The organism is Butyrivibrio sp. XPD2006, from assembly GCF_000420865.1.
In the GTDB taxonomy this organism is placed as follows: Bacteria; Bacillota; Clostridia; order Lachnospirales; family Lachnospiraceae; genus Butyrivibrio.
In genome coordinates, this window is sequence record NZ_ATVT01000013.1 from 1 (window position 1) to 16235 (window position 16235).

General features: G+C 44.5%; 15 protein-coding genes and 3 tRNA genes. 14 read left to right on the forward strand and 4 right to left on the reverse strand.

What is annotated here, in order from left to right:
* Positions 1–3 precede the first annotated feature (3 nt).
* The 10 genes from G590_RS0113685 (at position 4) to pflA (ending at position 6353) form a co-directional block, all read left to right on the forward strand.
* Positions 4–76, forward strand: a tRNA-Asn gene (locus G590_RS0113685).
* A 134-nt stretch (positions 77–210) separates the two neighbouring features.
* Positions 211–282: transfer RNA gene (locus G590_RS0113690), tRNA-Glu, on the forward strand.
* A gap of 21 nt (positions 283–303) precedes the next feature.
* Positions 304–374, forward strand: a tRNA-Cys gene (locus G590_RS0113695).
* A 79-nt stretch (positions 375–453) separates the two neighbouring features.
* A complete protein-coding gene (locus tag G590_RS0113700; RefSeq protein WP_022766229.1) occupies positions 454–1146 on the forward strand; it encodes a S1 RNA-binding domain-containing protein in 693 nt (230 codons plus the stop codon).
* A 20-nt stretch (positions 1147–1166) separates the two neighbouring features.
* Positions 1167–1922: an NAD-dependent protein deacylase gene (locus tag G590_RS0113705; RefSeq protein WP_022766230.1), complete on the forward strand. Its 756-nt coding sequence runs from the start codon at positions 1167–1169 to the stop codon at positions 1920–1922.
* Positions 1923–2032: 110 nt separating this feature from the next.
* Entirely contained in the window at positions 2033–2320 is a 288-nt protein-coding gene (gene rpsF / locus G590_RS0113710) for a 30S ribosomal protein S6 (protein WP_022766231.1), read from the forward strand.
* Positions 2321–2337: 17 nt separating this feature from the next.
* Entirely contained in the window at positions 2338–2817 is a 480-nt protein-coding gene (locus G590_RS0113715) for a single-stranded DNA-binding protein (protein ID WP_022766232.1), read from the forward strand.
* Between the two features lie 15 nt (positions 2818–2832).
* Positions 2833–3096, forward strand: a complete 264-nt coding sequence (gene rpsR / locus G590_RS0113720; protein ID WP_022766233.1) for a 30S ribosomal protein S18 — start codon at positions 2833–2835, stop codon at positions 3094–3096.
* Positions 3097–3331: 235 nt separating this feature from the next.
* A complete protein-coding gene (pflB, locus tag G590_RS0113725) occupies positions 3332–5590 on the forward strand; it encodes a formate C-acetyltransferase (protein ID WP_022766234.1) in 2259 nt (752 codons plus the stop codon).
* Positions 5591–5618: 28 nt separating this feature from the next.
* Positions 5619–6353, forward strand: a complete 735-nt coding sequence (gene pflA / locus G590_RS0113730) for a pyruvate formate-lyase-activating protein (protein ID WP_022766235.1) — start codon at positions 5619–5621, stop codon at positions 6351–6353.
* 29 nt (positions 6354–6382) lie between these two features.
* Here the strand turns inward: pflA and nagE are convergent, their stop codons facing one another.
* The 3 genes from nagE to G590_RS0113745 all read right to left on the reverse strand — a co-directional run bounded on the left by nagE (position 6383) and on the right by G590_RS0113745 (position 9323).
* Positions 6383–7825 (reverse strand): N-acetylglucosamine-specific PTS transporter subunit IIBC, encoded by a 1443-nt coding sequence (nagE, locus tag G590_RS0113735; RefSeq protein WP_022766236.1) that lies wholly within the window; start codon positions 7823–7825, stop codon positions 6383–6385.
* A gap of 44 nt (positions 7826–7869) precedes the next feature.
* Positions 7870–8352 carry a PTS sugar transporter subunit IIA gene (locus G590_RS0113740; protein ID WP_022766237.1) on the reverse strand — a complete coding sequence of 161 codons (483 nt, stop codon included), beginning with the start codon at positions 8350–8352 and terminating at the stop codon, positions 7870–7872.
* Between the two features lie 134 nt (positions 8353–8486).
* On the reverse strand, positions 8487–9323 hold the full coding sequence (locus G590_RS0113745) for an AraC family transcriptional regulator (protein WP_022766238.1): 837 nt from the start codon (positions 9321–9323) through the stop codon (positions 8487–8489).
* 171 nt (positions 9324–9494) lie between these two features.
* Here G590_RS0113745 and G590_RS0113750 point away from each other — a divergent pair, with 171 nt between their 5' ends.
* The 4 genes from G590_RS0113750 (at position 9495) to G590_RS0113765 (ending at position 14938) form a co-directional block, all read left to right on the forward strand.
* Complete coding sequence (locus tag G590_RS0113750; RefSeq protein ID WP_022766239.1) at positions 9495–11693, forward strand: alpha-galactosidase; 2199 nt, start codon at positions 9495–9497, stop codon at positions 11691–11693.
* Positions 11694–11851: 158 nt separating this feature from the next.
* Complete coding sequence (locus tag G590_RS0113755) at positions 11852–13210, forward strand: ABC transporter substrate-binding protein (RefSeq protein ID WP_022766240.1); 1359 nt, start codon at positions 11852–11854, stop codon at positions 13208–13210.
* Between the two features lie 2 nt (positions 13211–13212).
* Entirely contained in the window at positions 13213–14094 is an 882-nt protein-coding gene (locus G590_RS0113760) for a carbohydrate ABC transporter permease (protein ID WP_022766241.1), read from the forward strand.
* Positions 14095–14101: 7 nt separating this feature from the next.
* Positions 14102–14938, forward strand: a complete 837-nt coding sequence (locus G590_RS0113765) for a carbohydrate ABC transporter permease (protein WP_022766242.1) — start codon at positions 14102–14104, stop codon at positions 14936–14938.
* An 86-nt stretch (positions 14939–15024) separates the two neighbouring features.
* Here G590_RS0113765 and G590_RS0113770 read toward each other — a convergent pair whose 3' ends face one another.
* Positions 15025–16197: a hypothetical protein gene (locus G590_RS0113770; RefSeq protein WP_022766243.1), complete on the reverse strand. Its 1173-nt coding sequence runs from the start codon at positions 16195–16197 to the stop codon at positions 15025–15027.
* Positions 16198–16235 lie beyond the last annotated feature (38 nt).

Sequence of the window (16235 nt, forward strand, 5' to 3'; positions counted from 1 at the left end):
TAATCCTCCTTAGCTCAGTCGGTAGAGCATTCGGCTGTTAACCGAAGTGTCGTTGGTTCGAGTCCGACAGGGGGAGCGATAGCACCTAACGAGGTCCTTTCGAGTTTGGTGCGTAGCCTGGATGGCCACTTGGCGAGGTCTTGTCGAGCCTAGTGGAGCAGCCAGAGCGGAAGAAAGAAAAGCCTGATTGTTAATCACGGCTCAGCTTAAGGCTCCGTGGTCAAGCGGTCAAGACATCGCCCTTTCACGGCGGTAACACGAGTTCGATTCTCGTCGGAGTCATTCATCGAAAATACCTTATTTGGTGACATAGCCAAGCGGTAAGGCACAGGTCTGCAACACCTCGAGCGGCGGTTCAAATCCGCCTGTCACCTCTAAAACCTATGAACATTCGTTGTTCATAGGTTTTTTTGTGCTATAATTTATTCATCTAGTCTTAATTGGAGGTAAGGTATGGCAGAAGAAACAATGAATGATTTTATGGATGAGATCGACAAATCACTTGCTAAGGGCAAGGACGGAGACGGTTTCATCTGGGACAAGCTTCATGCACTTCTTGATTCCGGTGAATATGTGGATGTAGAAGTTACAGAAGCTGTTAAGGGAGGCGTAGTTGCTTTCCTTGAGGAGAAGAGGGGATTTATTCCTGCATCCAAGCTTTCTCTTTCTTATATTGATGAAGAGAAGCTTCCTGAGTTTGTAGGTAAGACTCTCAAGGTTAAGGTAATAACTGTTGATGAAGAAGAGGATAAGCTTGTTCTGTCAGCTAAGGATTACCTTAAGGAAGAAGCTGATAAAAAGAAGGCAGAGGCAATTGCCAAGGTTCAGGTTGGACTTGTAACAGAAGGCGTTGTTGAGAGCATTCAGAACTATGGTGCTTTTGTGAAGCTTGAGAATGGCACAACCGGTCTCGTACATATTTCTCAGATCTGTAATCAGAGGATTGCACATCCATCATCGGTTCTTAAGGTTGGACAGACTGTTAAGGTTAAGGTTACAGCTATCAAAGATGGTAAACTCAGCCTTAGCATGAAAGCTGTCGATGAAATCGGAGCAGAAGAGGTTACAGAAGAGAAAATCGAGTTTGAAAGCGAAGGAGAGGCTACAACTTCTCTTGCAGATCTTCTTAAGAAAGCAGGCTTCTAAAAAGCGAAAGGAGGCATTGTATGGAGGAAGTCAAAAAGCTAAAAGAACTTATCGACGATTCTAATAATATAGTATTTTTTGGCGGTGCAGGTGTTTCCACAGAGAGCGGAATACCGGACTTTAGAAGTAAAGACGGATTATACAACCAGCATGATGTCAGATTCGATATGTATCAGCCTGAATATCTCCTCAGTCATTCCTGTCTTGTCTATGAACCCAAGGTATATTATGAGTTCCACAGACAAAAGATGGATACTAGGAATATCGAGCCCAACAATGCCCATAAATATCTGGCAGCTTTAGAGAAGACAGGCAAGCTCAAGGCTATCGTGACTCAGAATATCGATGGCCTTCATCAAAAGGCCGGAAGCAAAGTGGTCTATGAGATCCATGGAAGTGCTCTGCGTAACTATTGCATGAGTTGCGGAAAAGAGTATCCGGCTGACTATATTTTCGAATCCACAGAGCCAATACCAAAATGCTCCTGTGGAGGAACTATTAGACCTGATATCACACTTTATGAGGAAGGACTTCCCGATGATCAGGTTGACGGAGCAATAAGCTCAATAGCAAGTGCGGATATGCTGATAATTGGTGGTACATCACTTACTGTATATCCGGCTGCGTCATTCATTAATTATTTCAGGGGTAAAAACCTTGTGATAATCAATCAGAGTGAAATACAGATAAGCGGAGCTCAGAATACCCTTATAATCAGGGATAAGATTGGAAAAGTCTTTACTGAGCTTGCAGCTCTCCAGGGGATTGAATTATAAAAAAGGACTTGCATAGTTCTCGGATTTATGATAACATATCATCCTGTGATAAATTCCTTGTCACTTGACTGATACAAGTGGCCAGAGACCAAAAGGAGGTAACAAATAGCATGAACAAATACGAATTAGCCGTTGTTGTTAGTGCAAAGATCGAAGACGACGCAAGAACCGCAGTCATCGAGAAGGTAAAGAGAACTATCGAGAAGCATGGTGGTCAGATTACCAACATCGATGAGTGGGGCAAGAAGAAGCTTGCATACGAGATCGAGAAGATGACAGAAGGCTTCTACTATTTCATCCAGTTCGATGGTGAGCCAACTTCTCCCGCTGAGATCGAAGCTCGCATGAGAATCATGGACGGCGTCATCAGATATTTATGCGTTAAGAACGAGGCTTAAATAGAAGAGGACGAAAAATGAACAAAGTAATTTTATGTGGACGTTTAACCAGAGATCCTGAAGTAAGATATTCACAGGGCGCTGAGCCCATGGCAATCGCAAGATATACACTTGCTGTTGACCGTAGGAGAACAAGAAGCAACGACCCTAACGAGCAGACAGCTGATTTTATCAGTATCGTAGCCTTTGGTAAGGCCGGTGAGTTTGCTGAGAAGTACCTTAAGAAAGGTACTAAGATGCTTATTACAGGACGTATCCAGACAGGTAGTTATACCAACAAGGATGGTGTTAAGGTCTACACAACCGAGGTGGTTGTGGAAGATCAGGAGTTTGCAGAGTCTAAGAACTCTTCATCAAACGGAGGAAACTTTGACTACGGTGCAAACAGCGCACCTGCTCAGGCAAGTGCACCAGCTAGTAATTCCACTCCCGCTGCAGCAGGCGATGGCTTCATGAACATTCCTGACGGAATCGAAGAGGAGCTGCCTTTTAACTAAAAGGAGGAATATACAATGGCTTTCACAAAGTCTGATAGATCCGATTCTCCAGTAAGGAGAAAGGGTGGAATGCACAGAAGAAAGAAAGTTTGCGTTTTCTGTGGCAAGGATAATGTAATTGATTACAAGGATACAGCTAAGCTTAAGAAGTTCGTTTCTGAGAGCGGCAAGATTCTTCCCAGAAGAATCACAGGTAACTGTGCTAAGCACCAGAGAGAGCTTACATCAGCTGTAAAGCGTGCTAGACATCTTGCACTTATGCCTTACGTAGCTGAGTAATCAGTAATAAGACAAACAATTGAGACACTTTTTAGAAGAAATTCTAAAAAGTGTCTTTTTTATGCTCAAAAAGAAAAGTAAAAGCCTACAAGAAGTCTTCAGTTTTTTGAGATAAATTGTCTATTTCGACAAAATGAGAAATCTTCTTAATTAATTTGTTAATTTTTTGACACCCATATGGTATAGTATGTAATGGCTATTTTACAGATTGTTTATAAATAGAAAGGGAAACACAATGGCGAATCATGAATTCACACAGTGGGATGGCTTCGTAGGTCGCGTTTGGAAAGACAACGTTGATGTGCGTGATTTCATCCAGAACAACTATACTCCATATGATGGAGATGAATCATTCTTAGCAGACCCTACAGAGGCTACAAATAAGCTTTGGGGCAAGCTTCAGGAGCTTCAGGCACAGGAGAGAGCAAAGGGCGGTGTCCTTGATATGGATACAGACGTCGTATCTTCTCTTACTTCACATGGTGCCGGCTATATTTCAGAAGAAACAAAGGATTTAGAGCAGATTGTTGGTCTTCAGACTGACAAGCCACTTAAGAGAGCTTTCATGCCTTTCGGTGGTATCACAATGGCAGAGCAGTCATGCAGAATGTATGGTTATGAGCCAAGTGAGAAGCTTCACGAGATCTTTACAAAATATCACAAGACACACAACCAGGGCGTATTCGACATCTACACACCTGAGATGAAGAAGGCTCGTCACAACAAGATTCTTACAGGTCTTCCTGATACATACGGCCGTGGTCGTATCGTAGGCGATTACAGAAGAGTTGCTCTTTACGGTATCGATTACCTCATCGAGAAGAAGCAGGCTGACTTCGCGGCAACTGAGCGTCAGGGAATGCGTCGTTATGACTTCCAGCTTCGTGAGGAGATCACAGATCAGATCAATGCTCTTAAGGGCATGAAGGAAATGGCCGCCATCTACGGCATCGACATTTCAAAGCCTGCAGGAACTGCCAAGGAAGCTGTTCAGTGGCTCTACTTTGGATATCTTGCAGCTATCAAGACACAGAACGGTGCTGCTATGTCAGTAGGACGTGTTTCAACATTCCTTGATATCTACTTCTCTCGTGACCTTGCAAAGGGAATCATCACAGAGCAGGAGGCACAGGAGATCATCGATCACTTCACAATGAAGTGCCGTATGGTTAAGTTTGCTCGTATTGAGTCTTACAACCAGCTCTTCTCAGGCGATCCTGTATGGGCTACTCTTGAGGTTGGTGGTATCGGTCTTGACGGACGTCACCAGGTTACAAAGACCTGCTACAGATTCCTTCACACACTTGAGAACATGGGACCTTCACCTGAGCCTAACCTTACAGTTATGTATTCAAGTCGTCTTCCTGAGAACTTCAAGAAGTACGCTTCTAAGATTTCAGTTACAACATCTTCTATCCAGTATGAGAACGATGATGTAATGCGTGTTACATGGGGTGATGATTACTCAATCTGCTGCTGTGTATCTGCAACAGAGACAGGTAAGGAGCTTCAGTTCTTCGGTGCTCGTGCAAACCTTGCTAAGTGTCTTCTCTACGCTATCAACGGTGGTGTTGATGAGAAGTCAGGAGACCAGGTTGGACCTGAGTACAAGGCAATCACTTCTGAGTACCTTGACTATGATGAGGTTATGCACAAGTTTGACCAGATGATGGATTGGCTTGCACACCTCTATGTTGGAACACTTAACATGATCCACTACATGCACGACAAGTACTACTATGAGGCATGCCAGATGGCTCTCATCGATACACATGTACGTCGTTCATTTGCTACAGGTATCGCAGGATTCTCACACTGTGTAGACTCACTTTCAGCTATCAAGTATGCTAAGGTTAAGGCTATCCGTGATGAGAACGGAATTGCTAAGGACTTTGAGATTGAGGGTGATTTCCCTCGTTACGGTAATGATGATGACAGAGCTGATGAAATCGCTATCTGGCTTCTTCGCACATTCATGGGCAAGCTTCGTCACATCCATACCTACAGAGATTCAGAGCCTACAACATCTATCCTTACTATCACATCTAACGTTGTCTATGGTAAGGCTACAGGAGCTCTTCCTGATGGACGTCCTGCAGGCGAGCCGCTTTCACCCGGTGCTAACCCTGCATACGGCGCAGAAGTAAATGGTCTTATTGCATCACTTAACTCTGTTGCTAAGCTTCCTTATGAAGAGGCTCTTGATGGAATCTCTAACACACAGACAATCAACCCGGGTGCCCTTGGACACACTGAGGAAGAGCGTGTAAATAACCTTGTAAACGTACTTGACGGATACTTCGACCAGGGTGCACACCACCTTAACGTCAACGTATTTGGTAAGGAGAAGCTCATCGATGCTATGGAGCATCCTGAGAAGCCTGAGTATGCTAACTTCACTATCCGTGTATCAGGATATGCTGTTAAGTTCATCGACTTGACTAAGGAGCAGCAGCTCGACGTAATTTCTCGTACTTGCCACGAGGCACTTTGATAAGTACCGGAAATATTGGAGTTTTTTAATGAGTGAAATTATAGGATATATAAACAAGCTGGAGAGTTTTGGCGCCGTGGATGGACCCGGCGTCAGATACCTCATTTTCCTGAGCGGATGCAGGATGAGATGTGCTTTTTGCCACAATCCTGAGACCTGGAAGGAAGGCGAGGGAGAGCAGTATACAGCTGATGAGCTTTTAAAGAAGGCTCTGCGTTTTAAACCATATTGGAAAAACGGCGGAGGCATCACAGTAAGTGGTGGCGAGCCGCTTCTCCAGATTGATTTTCTGCTTGACCTGTTTAAAAAGGCAAAAGCCGCCGGCGTAAGTACCTGCATAGATACAGCCGGAGAGCCTTTCACTCATGATGAACCTTTTTACACAAAATGGAAAGAACTGATGAGTCTTACAGACACGGTTCTTTTGGATATTAAGAATATAGATCCTGATGCCCACAGGGAGCTGACAGGTGTTGATAACGCCAACATCCTTCAGATGGCAAAAGAGATATCGGACATGGGCATTCCAATCTGGATACGCCACGTACTTGTTCCCAGAGGAAGCGATAATGATGATTATTTGCATCGCACCAGGGAGTTTATAGATACTCTGCCCTCCGTTGAGAAGGTTGAGGTACTTCCTTATCACACTCTGGGCGTACCTAAATATCAAGAGCTTGGAATTCCATATCGCCTTGAAGGTGTGGAATCACCGACTCAGGATCGTATAGAAAATGCAAAAAAAATCCTAGGTGCAATTTAGCACCTAGGATTTTTAATTATTTAGCTGAATCAGAGCAGTTTCTTAAGCTCATCATGTACGAACTGAACCTTAGGTCCGACAATGACCTGAACTGCATTCTTGGAAGGTCTGATAACACCGGCAACTCCGGCGTTCTTGATTGCCTTCTCATCAACAAGAGTGTAGTCCTTGATCTCTGTACGAAGTCTTGTTGCACAGTAGTCAACTTCTACGATATTGTCTTTTCCACCAAGACCTGCAAGCACGCGCTCAGCGATTGCTGTGAAGTCGTCGTTTGCAAGCTCGATCTTCTCTTCATCTTCATCTTCGTCATCTGTACGGCCGGGAGTCTTAAGGTCGAACTTGGTGATAACGAAACGGAATACGAAGTAGTAAATAACAGCAAATACAAGACCAACCGGGATAAGGAGCCAAGGGTTAACAGCCATAGGAGCCTTGAAGCTGAGAATGTAGTCAACAAGTCCTGCTGAGAAGTTAAAGCCAAGTCTCAAAGGAAGGAGTGTGCAGATTGCTGCAGAGATACCTGTGAGAACCGCATGTACAAGGTAAAGGCCGGGAGCCATGAACATGAATGCGAACTCAAGGGGCTCTGTGATACCTGTGAAGATAGAAGCAAGTGATCCTGCAAGAAGCAGAGATGCTGCAGATTTCTTCTTTGAGTCTTTTGCTGTGTGATACATAGCAAGTGCACCGCCGGGAAGACCGAACATCATGATAGGGAAGAATCCTGTCATGTACTGTCCTGTAACACCCTTAACTGCGCCTTCTGCGCCTGACCAGAAGAGTCCGAGGTCGTTGATACCTGCGGTATCGAACCAGAATACGGCGTTAAGAGCATGGTGCAATCCAAGAGGAATAAGTGCACGGTTAAGCATTGCATAGATACCTGATCCAACTGCGCCAAGGCCGAGGATAGCTGTACCGAAAGCAACAAGTGCTGCGAAGATTACAGGCCATACGAAGTACAGGATAGCTGCTGTAACGGCTGAAACAATCGCAGTAACAATTGCAACGGATCTCTTTCCGCTGAAGAATGCAAGCCAGTCAGGAAGTTTGGTATCCTTGAATCTGTTGTAGCAGCTTGATCCGATGATACCGGCTAAAATACCGATAAATGCATTCTGGATCTTACCGAAAGCTGCGGGAACTTCTGAAGCGTCAACACCCTTGTACATAGCAACTGCGCCTGTACTGAGAAGAGTGGTGATCATCAGGAATGAGACAAGACCTGCCAGAGCACTGGTTCCATCGTGGTCTTTTGCCATACCTACGGATACGCCGATGGCAAAAAGAATCGGGATCTGATCAATGATCGCCGATGCAGCTTTTATACAAAATGCTGCCAAAACACTGTTGGCACCCCAACCTGTTGGATCGATCCAATATCCAATACCATAGAGAATACCTGCTGCTGGAAGAACTGCGACAGGAAGCATCAGAGATTTACCGATCTTTTGAAGATACTTCATCATACTTTTGTCCTCCTTTATTTATGAATTGCTTTCTGCAATTACATTCATTTGCTCAGCACGATAGCAGCATCGCCGGCTGCTACGGTTCCGCTCTTTTTCTCAAGATTCGAGAATTTATTGGGATTTGAGATGATCATAGGAGTGATGACATCGTAGCCGGCGCTTTTTACGCCCTCAAGATCTACTTCAACGATGAGGTCACCTTTTTTGACGGTATCTCCCTGTTTTGCATGAATGGTATAGTGCTGACCTTCAAGCTTAACGGTGTCGATTCCGATATGGACGAGTATTTCAGCTCCGTCATTGGAGTTTATGCAGAATGCATGTCCTGTTGGGAAAAGAGCTATAAGATTACCGTCAGCAGGCGAATAAAACTTACCGTCTGAAGGAATGATAGCAACGCCTTTGCCTACCATTTCCTGAGCGAAGGTATCGTCTTTGACCTGATTTATAGGCACTATTTCTCCGTTAACAGGAGATGCAATTGTGATTTTGTTTCCCTGGAAAAGTTTGTCGAATAGACCCATATTGAATTCCCCCATAAAGCAATACTTCTGGTTAATATTTTACCATAAAAACGAAACTCAAGAAGGAAATATATTTGTTTTTATTGCACAAAATTGGCATATTGCAGGAAACTTAGCATGGTAAAGCGTTAAGCTTATACAGCGCTGCGATATTCTGAAGGTGATTTGCCGAAATGTCTTTTAAATGCCTTTGAAAAAGTGAAGGTGTCGGTATAACCTACATTTGCAGCCACCTGATTTACGGACATGGATTCGTCAGCAAGGAGCTTGACTGCCATCTTCATGCGATAGGTTATAAGGTATTCCTGAAGTGAATATCCTGTGGCATCCTTGAAAAGGCGCGTTAAATAGCTCCTGTTAAGGCCGAGAGACAGTGCAATTTGATCGATCTTGACCGGTTCGGAATACTTAAGTCTTATATAGGAAATAACATTCTTTACATATAAAAGAGAATTATTGACGTCTTTGTCTTCTTTCGAAGCAGATTTCTCAATCATGTAATCACATATTTTATAGAGAGTGCCGATGCAGTAATACTGACGACTGTAGTGCTTGAGCATATCCATGGCCAGGTCTTCAATTATCTTGGCAGATGAGCGGTCCACAGGCGTGTAGACGGGATGCTCGGGTGAAAGGCCTGATTCCTTGAGAATCTGAGGAATCTTAGGACCACCTATGTGAAACCAGACATATTCCCATGGCTCATTTTCATCAGCCTGATAGAAAGCCCTTGTATTATCAGGTATAAGGAAAATCTGGTGCTCGTGGATATCGTACTGCCTGTTGTTGATGCGCAGAATTCCCTTACCCTTTAGTATAATGTGCAGGATTATCCGGTTTTGAACGAAATGTTCATAGGAATAAAGAGGCTCGCACTTGTTTCGGCCGAGCTCATACAGATAAAAGTCGTCAGAATCTTCGTAATTGACGAATTTACAAAAATCACACCCCTCTAGTTTTGGTACTGCCATAACTTATACCCCCATTCTCGTTCCCCCAAAATCATTATATATCACATGTCGCATTTTGACATCCATAAATCAAATAATGCCATTCAGAATCATGAAAAGCTTAGGCTATACTGATACTATCTTATTCCGATTATTTAACGAAGCATTAACTAACTTTGAAGGGTTTTACGAATGAACATTATTTGGCACAAAAAATCAAGACAATATCATTTGTATAACGACAAGATCAGCTACATCATGGGCGTCACACCTGTGGGAGAGCTTGGAGGCATTTACTTTGGAAAGAAAGTCCATGACAAGGAGGACTTTTCCTATGTGGAGTATCGCGGAGGCCTTCCAAACATAGTTGTGGATCCTGATACTGAGAGCTATTCAAGAGAGCTTAACAGGCAGGAGTATCCGTCATTCGGAACCACAGACTTTGGTGCGTCGGCTTATGAAATGGAACAGAGTAACGGGTCCTGCGTCAGCTCTTTTACCTACAAAAGTCACAGTATATTCAAAGGAAAGACTCCGCTAAAGGGGCTCCCTGCGACATATGCAGAGGAAAACGAGGCTATGACTCTGGAGGTTACTTTAGAAGATGATGTGGCCAGAATGAGCCTGATACTGTCTTATACAATATTTGACAAGTACCCGGTTGTAGTAAGACATGCGGTATTCAGAAATGACGGTGCGGAGACCGTTAAGCTGACCAAAGTCATGAGCACCTGCCTTGACCTGCCGGATCAGAACTACCGCTGGATGCAGTTTTCCGGCGCCTGGGCACGTGAGAGGATTCCTCAGGAAAAAGACCTTTCGTCGGGCTCTGTTATGATCGAGAGCAAAAGAGGCATTTCCAGTGCAAACCAAAATCCTTTCATCATCATTAAAAGACCGAATACAGATGAGTTTACAGGTGAAGCGTTCGGCTTTTCGCTGGTTTACAGCGGAAACTTCATAGCTCAGGCTGAATGCGATACCTACAGACGCACCAGAATACTGATGGGAATCAACCCTGAAAGATTTGCCTGGCCTTTGGATAAGGGCGAGGAATTCGAGACACCCGAGGTAGTAATGGCTGTGACGGACAGCGGTCTCAATGACCTTAGCCAGACATATCACAGCCTGTTTAACAATCACCTGGTGCGAGGCAAGTGGAAGAATAAACCAAGGCCGATCCTTATCAATAACTGGGAAGCCACATTCATGGATTTCACTGAAGAGAGGATCCTTCATATAGCAGAGAAGGCCAAGGAAGCAGGGATTGAACTGTTCGTTCTTGATGATGGCTGGTTCGGCGAGAGAAATGATGACTATGCCGGCCTTGGGGACTGGGTTGAGAACCCGGACAAGCTTCCTCAGGGAATCAGAGGACTTGCCCGAAAGATGAACGCCATGGGGCTTAAGTTCGGCTTCTGGATTGAGCCTGAGATGGTAAATCCGGACAGCAACCTCTTTAGAAGGCATCCGGATTGGGCATTGCAGACACCCGGCAGAAAAGCTTCCCTTGGAAGGCATCAGCTGGTTCTGGATTATTCCAGAGAGGAAGTTGTCGACTACATATACAGCATGCTTAAGAAGGTGCTGACAGACGCTCCCATAAGCTACATCAAGTGGGATATGAACCGCTCCCTTACGGAGGTGTACAGCGCAGAACTGCCACCTGAGAAGCAGGGAATGGTTTATCACAAATATATAATGGGCGTTTACAGTCTCTATGAGAGGCTGCGGACCGAGTTTCCTGAGATACTCTTCGAATCCTGTTCGTCAGGCGGAAACAGATTTGATGCCGGAATGCTCTATTATGCGCCTCAGGCATGGTGCTCCGACAACACAGATGCTATTGACAGGATCAGGATACAGTACGGTACATCCTACGGATATCCGATATCTTCGATAGGTGCGCATGTTTCAGCGTGTCCCAACCAGCAGACAGGAAGGGATGTTTCGATATCGACAAGAGCCAATGTTGCATTCTTTGGGGCATTTGGCTATGAGCTGGACCTTAACCACATAACAGACGAAGAGTTTGAAGAGGTCAAAAGACAGATCGAATTCATGAAGGAGAACAGAGAACTCCTGCAGTTTGGGAAGTTCTACAGACTCAGGTCACCATTTGAAGCTGATCAGGCAGCATGGATCGTGGTTTCTGAAGACGGCAAAAAAGCTGTTTTCGGCCTCTACTGCATGAGATCAAATGTAAATATGCTTCCGGGATTCCTCAGACTGGCCGGACTTAAAGAAGATGCGGTTTATATGCTTAAAGGGGAAGAGTATTACGGCGATGAGCTTATGAATCTTGGAGTTCCGGTAGGAAAACTCTCCTCGGATGGTCTTGCTGTCGGAAGAGATTTTGTTTCCTATGTGGAAGTTTTGGAAGCAAAATGACATCATATCACATTATGACATCAAAACAACACGAAAAACCATCCCAAAACCGACGCGTATTTATTATGATATAGGCGTAATCGTGATCGGAATGGGGTGAAAGTAACGGTTACAGTAAACTTTTTAGAGAAGGTTTTATTCGAATGGAGGTTATGTTTATGAAAAAGAGTTTTATCCAGAGATCATGCTCAGTTATCATGGGCGCAATCATGGCAGCTTCTATAGTAGCTTGTGGAAGTGAGCCTGCACCTGCCACAACAGAAGCACCTGCACAGACAGAAGCTCCAGCTGCAGAAGCACCGGCAGCAGAAGCAGAGCAGCCAACAAGTATCGGAAGCAGTGTTGAGGGTGAGCTTTCAGTAACAATCTGGGATGAGGGCCAGAGACCCGGACTTCAGCAGATCGTTGACGAGTGGAGCGCACAGTCAGGTGTTAAGGCTACTATTCAGGTAGTAGACTGGAATAACTACTGGACACTTCTTGAAGCAGGCGCAACAGGCGGAGAGCTTCCCGATGTATTCTGGATGCACTCAAACGTAGCTCAGAAGTATATGGAGAACGATCAGCTTCTTGATCTAACAGACAGGATCAACAGCAGTGACACAATAGATCTCAATAATTACTATGAAGGTATCGTTAAGCTGTATCAGTCAAACGGCAAGCAGTATGCGGTTCCTAAGGATATTGATACCATCGCTCTTTGGTACAACAAGACAATCTTTGATGAAATGGGCGTTGCTTATCCTGATGATACATGGACATGGGATACATTTGCAGAGGCAGCAGCCAAGCTCACAAATGATGATCACTGGGGATTTGCACTTGCTCCCGGTAACAACCAGGAAGGTTACTACAACACAATCTATTCAATGGGCGGATATGTTATCAGCGATGATAAGAAGACCTCAGGAATGGATGATCCTAACTCAATCAAGGCAGTAAAGCTCTTCACAGATATGATCGCAGCAGGTTCATGTCCTGACCTTGCAACTGTATCAGAGACAGCTCCTAACGAGCTCCTCAATGCCGGCAAGACAGCAATGTGCATCAGCGGATCATGGATGCTTGCAGGCTATCGTGACAACGAGTACACATCAGCTAACTGTGACGTAGCAGTTCTTCCTTTCACAAAAGACCCTTCAGACAGAGTTTCAATCTATAACGGACTTGGATGGGCAGCAGCAGCTAATACAAAGAACCCTGACGCAGCATGGAGTCTTATCGAGTACCTTTGCTCAAAGGAAGGCCAGCTTAAGCAGGCAGAGCTTGGAGTAACAATGTCAGCTTACATGGGAACATCAGATGCATGGGTTAACAGCGTAGACTGCTTCGACCTCAACGGACATATGAAGATGCTTGATGCTAAGCTTGTATTCAGACCTTACTCAAGAGATACCACAGTTTGGGAAGATATGATGATCGAGAAGCTTCAGGATGCATGGACAGGTGAGAGACCTGTAGAGGATGTCTGCAAGGATATCGCAGCTCAGATGAATGAAGACCTGGCAGAGGAATAAGTATGAAAATTACAGCAAGACAAAAAAGTGAATTCATATGGGGATGGATCTTTATCCTGCCCACAATGATAGGACTGATTGTCTTAAACATCTATCCGATGATAGATACGGTCAGACAGAGCTTTTATAAGACCGGAGACTTCGGCAAGGGCAATGTTTTCGTGGGACTTAAAAACTATGAGAAGGTCCTTGGGGATACCGAAGTCTGGCAGGCTCTGTGGAATACTGTTAAGTATGCCTTAGTGGAAGTGCCATTTTCAGTAGTGATTGCGCTGCTTCTTGCAGTTCTTTTGAACAAGAAGCTAAGGGGCCGAGATGTCTTTAGGACAATATTCTTCCTCCCAATGGTTGTGGCCCCGGCTGCAATCGCCATGGTTTGGAAGTGGCTTTATAACTCGAACTTTGGTCTTATCAACAACGTGTTCCACATCAAAGTCAACTGGATCTCCAGCCCCAGCCTTGCAATCTACTCGATTGCAGTAATAGGTATATGGTCCATGCTGGGTTATAACATGGTTCTTTTCCTGGCGGGACTTCAGGAGGTTCCGAGAGACTTTTACGAAGCGGCATCAATCGATGGTGCCAACGGATGGGATCAGCTTATACATATTACAATTCCGCTGATCTCGCCTACGATCTTCTTTGTTATTGTTACGAGAGTAATAGGGGCCATGCAGGTATTCGACCTTATCTACATGATGATTGATATGAACAATCCTGCTTGGAAAAAGACCGAGTCGCTGGTATATCTGTTCTACAAGTATTCATTTGAACAGAGTAAAAAAGGTTACGGCGCAACAGTTGTAGTCGTACTTCTGGTGGTTATCATGATAATTACTGCAATCCAGCTGATAGGTCAGAAGAAGTGGGTACATTACGAGTAACGGGAGTATGGGTGTGAAATCAAAAAATATAATCAGTAATACCATTATTTATATAGTGCTTATCCTGGTTTCCATAACCATGCTGGTGCCGTTTTTGTGGATGTTCCTGACAGCATTTAAGACGGTTTCGGAGACTACACAGGTAGATCCCTTTGTTATTGTTCCGAAGGTATGGCAGACGCAGAACTTTGGAAACGTAATAAAGGCTATGGATTTTGTAAGGCTCTATGCCAACACACTTTTAATGGTTGCTCTAAGGATTGTGTGTGCGGTAGTGACGTCTACGCTCAGCGGTTACGCCTTCGCAAGGCTTAACTTTAAGGGCAAAAACCTCATGTTCGCGCTGGTTCTTCTGCAGATGATGATACCGGTCCAGATATTTATAATCCCTCAGTACATCATGGTCAGCAATCTTCACATGACCAACAGTATATTTGGACTTGTTTTCCCCGGAATTGTCTCTGCGTTTGGAACCTTCCTGATGAGACAGGCGTACATGCAGCTTCCAAAGGATCTTGAAGAGGCAGCAAGACTTGACGGATGTAATATTCCTCAGACGTGTCTGTTTATCATGACACCTCTGGTAAAGTCATCAATGGTGGCTCTGGGCATATTCACTGCAGTCTTTGCATATAAAGATCTTATGTGGCCTATGATCGTCTGCCCGGATAACAGAGCGACCACTCTGGCATCTGCTCTTGCCAAGATGAACGGTCAGTACTCACAGAAGTACCCGGAACTTATGATGGCAGCGCTGATATCCTGCGTGCCTATGATCATTATCTATATATTCTTCCAGAAACAGTTTATTGAAGGTATTGCTACTTCAGGCGGTAAGCTGTGACGGTTCAAAAAGAAAAAGTTAAGGGGTTCCCAATTTGTGGGAACCCCTTTATCTTTCTGTGAGCTTAAGCTCTTCTTTATTACAGATTATCGTGGTGCCAAAGGATTGGAAAACATTGCGAGGTCTGCGGGAGTGCCGCCCAGATCTTTGGTATAGAGCGAAATTGTTCCGGAAAGATCTGTGCCTTCTTCAATGTTGTAGTCATCTTCTACTGCAAGGATGTTACCGTTTGCATCAAGTATAACGGCTGTGACAGATCCCGGAACCATTTTTTCTTCAGAGACTATTCTGTAAGGTACTTCGAAGAATCCGTCTTTATCTGTTTTTATAGTCCAGTCGCTCTCCCAGTAAACGCTCTTGTCATAAACATTCGGCAATTCAATGTAATCCCAGTGAAGTTCTCCTGTAGGTGCATCGTTGCAATAAATAGTTTTCACAACAGTATTGCCCGGCCTTATTGCAAGTTCATAGAAGGATGCATTTCCTACTTCCTGTCCACTCGTTCCCTTGGCGATTGCCTTGGCGGAAAAGGTTATATCCTGGTCATAAAGGTTTGTGACGCCGATTAATAGGAATGAGAGATTGGAAGCTGTATATGGAGCTACTGAGATGACAACTCCATCCATACCTGTAGGCGAATACTGTACGCCCCATTTGACCTTTGAGTAATCAGTTTCAAGTCCGTCCAGGATTGACTGTGCATCAGCTGAAAGATATGAGCTGGTGGCAGGAGCATCACTTCCTGTGTTTGAAGTAGTGGTGTCATTAGTTGTATCAATCGGAGTATCTGTAACCTCAGACTCCTGCTGAGCGGGCTCCTGTTGTCCGGGATCCTGCTGATCAACCGTTGTTGTGTCCTGAGTGGTGTCAGGCTGCGGATTGTTTGCTTCTTCAAGTATGTCATCGAGTGTCATGATCACCATGCCGTCCGCATCTGTGACAGTGGAGATATAACCATCCTCAACATTGATCGTGTATTTCTTTTTGCCGTCGCCGAAGGTCATGCTTCCGTTGCCGTTTACGATCTTCTTTTTGTAAGATTTGATCTTGCCGAAATCTCTCTCGTCAAGTTTTGTTGCAATGATTTCAGCCACTAAATCTTCAATCTCGAAATTGTCTGCGAGATATTCTGTGTTATATTCAACAGCTGATTTTCCGATATTGTTTGATGTTTCCACATTGACATTGCAGGCTGTCATGCCGGCAACCATGACAAGCGCACATACGATACTAACAAGTTTGGTGAATACTTTTTTCAACAATAACTACCTGTCCTTTCTATGATGATATGAAAATA

Excerpts from the sequence above, each read along its gene's own strand:
- G590_RS0113740 (WP_022766237.1), bottom strand. The coding sequence starts at position 8,352 with ATGGGTCTATTCGACAAACTTTTCCAGGGAAACAAAATCACAATTGCA.
- nagE (WP_022766236.1), bottom strand. The coding sequence starts at position 7,825 with ATGATGAAGTATCTTCAAAAGATCGGTAAATCTCTGATGCTTCCTGTC.
- G590_RS0113745 (WP_022766238.1), bottom strand. The coding sequence starts at position 9,323 with ATGGCAGTACCAAAACTAGAGGGGTGTGATTTTTGTAAATTCGTCAAT.
- pflA (WP_022766235.1), top strand. The coding sequence starts at position 5,619 with ATGAGTGAAATTATAGGATATATAAACAAGCTGGAGAGTTTTGGCGCC.
- rpsF (WP_022766231.1), top strand. The coding sequence starts at position 2,033 with ATGAACAAATACGAATTAGCCGTTGTTGTTAGTGCAAAGATCGAAGAC.
- G590_RS0113715 (WP_022766232.1), top strand. The coding sequence starts at position 2,338 with ATGAACAAAGTAATTTTATGTGGACGTTTAACCAGAGATCCTGAAGTA.
- G590_RS0113705 (WP_022766230.1), top strand. The coding sequence starts at position 1,167 with ATGGAGGAAGTCAAAAAGCTAAAAGAACTTATCGACGATTCTAATAAT.
- G590_RS0113700 (WP_022766229.1), top strand. The coding sequence starts at position 454 with ATGGCAGAAGAAACAATGAATGATTTTATGGATGAGATCGACAAATCA.
- G590_RS0113760 (WP_022766241.1), top strand. The coding sequence starts at position 13,213 with ATGAAAATTACAGCAAGACAAAAAAGTGAATTCATATGGGGATGGATC.
- G590_RS0113750 (WP_022766239.1), top strand. The coding sequence starts at position 9,495 with ATGAACATTATTTGGCACAAAAAATCAAGACAATATCATTTGTATAAC.
- rpsR (WP_022766233.1), top strand. The coding sequence starts at position 2,833 with ATGGCTTTCACAAAGTCTGATAGATCCGATTCTCCAGTAAGGAGAAAG.
- pflB (WP_022766234.1), top strand. The coding sequence starts at position 3,332 with ATGGCGAATCATGAATTCACACAGTGGGATGGCTTCGTAGGTCGCGTT.
- G590_RS0113755 (WP_022766240.1), top strand. The coding sequence starts at position 11,852 with ATGAAAAAGAGTTTTATCCAGAGATCATGCTCAGTTATCATGGGCGCA.
- G590_RS0113765 (WP_022766242.1), top strand. The coding sequence starts at position 14,102 with ATGGGTGTGAAATCAAAAAATATAATCAGTAATACCATTATTTATATA.